Source organism: Cysteiniphilum litorale, assembly GCF_003428165.1.
GTDB lineage: Bacteria > Pseudomonadota > Gammaproteobacteria > Francisellales > Francisellaceae > Caedibacter > Caedibacter litoralis.
The window spans coordinates 1-3,169 of the sequence record NZ_QLIQ01000095.1 but is presented as its reverse complement, the minus strand read 5'-3'; the positions used below and the strand labels follow the sequence as shown (position 1 = coordinate 3,169).

3 protein-coding genes are annotated in these 3,169 nt (G+C 38.3%); all 3 read right to left on the bottom strand.

The genetic code is table 11. The features are described 5' to 3' along the window. Positions 1-565, bottom strand: a 565-nt coding sequence (locus DNJ75_RS14520; protein ID WP_117004153.1) for a DUF3987 domain-containing protein, incomplete at its 3' end; no start/stop codon positions are given. 8 nt (positions 566-573) lie between these two features. Next, positions 574-1,566: a recombination-associated protein RdgC gene (locus DNJ75_RS14515; RefSeq protein WP_117004152.1), complete on the bottom strand. Its 993-nt coding sequence runs from the start codon at positions 1,564-1,566 to the stop codon at positions 574-576. Positions 1,567-1,593: 27 nt separating this feature from the next. Then, entirely contained in the window at positions 1,594-2,979 is a 1,386-nt protein-coding gene (locus DNJ75_RS14510) for a tetratricopeptide repeat protein (protein ID WP_117004151.1), read from the bottom strand. Positions 2,980-3,169 lie beyond the last annotated feature (190 nt).

The following is a 3,169-nucleotide window of genomic DNA, read 5'->3' as shown; positions in this document are numbered from 1 at the left end:
CTTTTGATAGATTTTCGCTGAGTGCTTCAACCGTTATATCCTCATATTTTAGTTTAGGCAATAGCGGTATTTCAGGCTCATCAAGCATTACTGAGTCATATTGAGCTTCCTGTTCATCTGCATTTTCGCCTGCTTTTGCCATGCGCTTTAGCATCATCAGCAAGCCTTTGCGCTTAATAGACCACGTTGTGTGTTCGTTCTTCATGCGTTGGTATTCAGGCAGCAGATGTTGAGTTGTTTCAAGCTCCCACTCTTCAATACCCTGTCCAAACACCTTATCCGCTGCTGATTTTCGCTCACCACTGGAAGCGACGGTAATAAAATACATCGAGATGGGACTAACTAAAACAGCATCGCGCGCAACATTGGCTAATCCCTGGCAGGCAAGTGAAATGTTAGACAACGCACTATTAGCCAGCAGTGCTATGGGCTGTTGACCATAATCTGCGTATGACTTTACCGCATTCCTAATAATTTCAGGCAAAGCATCAATGGGATATTCATGCTTATTTGCTGATATGTGAGATAACGGTATGGGTGTTTTCCAGTCTTGCATTTTACTCATGATGATCTTCAGTTATTTTCTTCAGTCGTTTCAGCGTTTTCAACACTTTCGATATTTATCTCATCAGCTACCTGTGATTGAATATCATCATAAACTAGTGGCATCTGATTATCTGTGGTATTGAAGTAATCTTCAGATTGATTTAAAAGCTCAGCAAATGTTTCCGCCATCAACAAAAAGTCAGCCTCTTGACGCACTATTTTGTCTTCCTTGTCTAATTCATGATTAAGATCTTTTAAGCCTTCAAGAAATTTAATTGATTTCCATTGAAAACGATCATTAATGGTTAAACTGATCTGATCGCGCCATGAAATGGCAAGCTCTGATATTGCACCACCTGCCTCAATAAAGGCTAAGATATTGTCTGACAGCATTGTATTGCCCTGACAAGTGATATTGGCAACGCCATCGCCTTGATCGGTAACGAGTTTGCATTTATCTTCAATTACTATGTCAGTTGGTGCAGCATTTTCTTTAAACCATGATGTCAATATTGTGGATATATCATCAAACATCGGTTGAATTTTTAAAGAACCCAGTGATTTACGTAACAGTGCTGTGAAATCATCAATGACTTTGTCTGAGTTACTGTCAATAACAAGAAAGCCATTAGCAGCATCAATGTAGCCATAGGTTTGTTTTGATTTGCTAAAAGCCTTGGTTAGAAGCGTCTGCTGCACTTCGTCTTTAATCGTTGCTTTTTCGTGCTTACCTATTTTTGTATTTTGCAGACGTTCAATTTCTTCGATCTTCTGCTGTGTATGCTCATTAACTACTTGCGCTGGTAATATCTTATCTTCCGTTTTAAGGCATAATAAATGAAATGAGTTAATACTGTGGAAGGTATCTTCATGATCTTTGATAAAAGGATGAGCCCACCCAGTAGATGAAGCCTGTCCTGGTGCACAGGACTTGAAAGCAAAATCTTCTAAAGCATTCATCAATTGCTCTGGATTAATCTCTTGGTTTAACTTGAATGCAGTTAAGTTTTTAAAAAACATGGTTTTCCTCTTTAATTTTTTAATCTCTTAATCTTTTTTCGTTAGCGCCCAGAAGCTGTGTTTTCGGCTATGATCTTGTCTTAGTTTATCGATAAATGCTTCATGTGTTGGGTAGTCACCCCACGCTTTTACTTCGGCAGCATAATCCCCTGCTAATTTTAAATCACTTGCTGCATAACGATATGATTTCGATCTTGCGCTATCTAAAACACTTTCAACGAGTTTTCTTCTTAAGAGTGCGGCAACAAGGTGTTTGCCATGTTTATGTAAACTAGTGGAGAGCTTACGATAAACATAATAATCAGAACCATTAATTTCTGATTCACGTTCATAAAATAGCGTCTCAATAGCATCATATTCATTAAGCTCATGCAAAAACTGGAAGCTCCTGGAGATATATTTTTCTGCACGTGCAATCTTAAGCGCCTCTTCTTTGGCGTGCTGTTTTTCCTCTGCACTGGCAAGTTTAAGATAATGAAGGTAGTCATCAATGTGCAGGTTACGCTTAAATCGGCTCCAGATAACTGCTTTCGCTTTATCTGTATCGCCCTCTAGCATATGCGCTTCTATTAAAAGTGTGTCGCGATCATTTGATCGTTGGTCATCATCTGTGATTTTGTTCAACCACTGGATGGCTTCCTCACTTCTAAAGTCATTGTTTAAACGCTTTGCGATCTCACAAATGTCATGTGTGTTTAGGCCGCTGGTTTCAGATAGCGCTATGTATCTATCAATATTCTTTTGTTTATCGGCTATTTTTTTATGAATACGAATGACCTTATCATTACTTATGATCGCTTTGATGTTTTTGGTCGATCCTGTCTCTGAACGTAAGGCATCATTATTTTGCACACAGGCAAGCTTTGCTTCTATGGCTTTAATGACCTCATCAGAGAGGGACTCTTTTAAATGATCAATAATACTGCCCCTGTTGCCATAATCGTCATTCAGATAAACCTCAAGAATATAGTCTGCTATAACCTCTGGAGCTTCTTTGGTATTTGCCATGGCTTTATCCAAAGTTTCAAACAGTGAATCATAAAAGCAGCCAATGCTGCCGCCAGAGTCATCTACGCGTTCAAATATCTTTTCATCAATCTCAATAAGTCGCTTGCATAGCTTAAACGCCAGATCGGGAGACTGTTTGATGAGATAATTGTTGATGCGACTATCAATGCTGTACAGTTTTTCAGTAAATGCATCAGCTTCATAGTAGTTGATAAATTTACGTCCATTCTTGATAGCCGTTATTTCTTTGTTAAGTATGCTGTACAGCTCTTTAGGATTTCTGATTGTCAGTAGTGAATGGATTAACTTATCGTTATCAGCACTTGCTTGTGATACTTCCACAATCATATTAATCAGTGCCTCATGATCAAATGACTTTAGTTTATCTTCAAGTGATAATGGCATCCGTTTTAATCCTCATAACTGGGTTAATTGCTAGATTGATTATTTTACTTAACTTTATAGTAAAATTTTACGATTTTTATGACGCAAATGCTCATAAATATTTTCCATTGCGCCAACAAATGAATTTTGTCGCTGCCAGAAAGGCGGATAATCTCCCTGCTTTTTGATGATTGAGGCACTGATTGGCTCA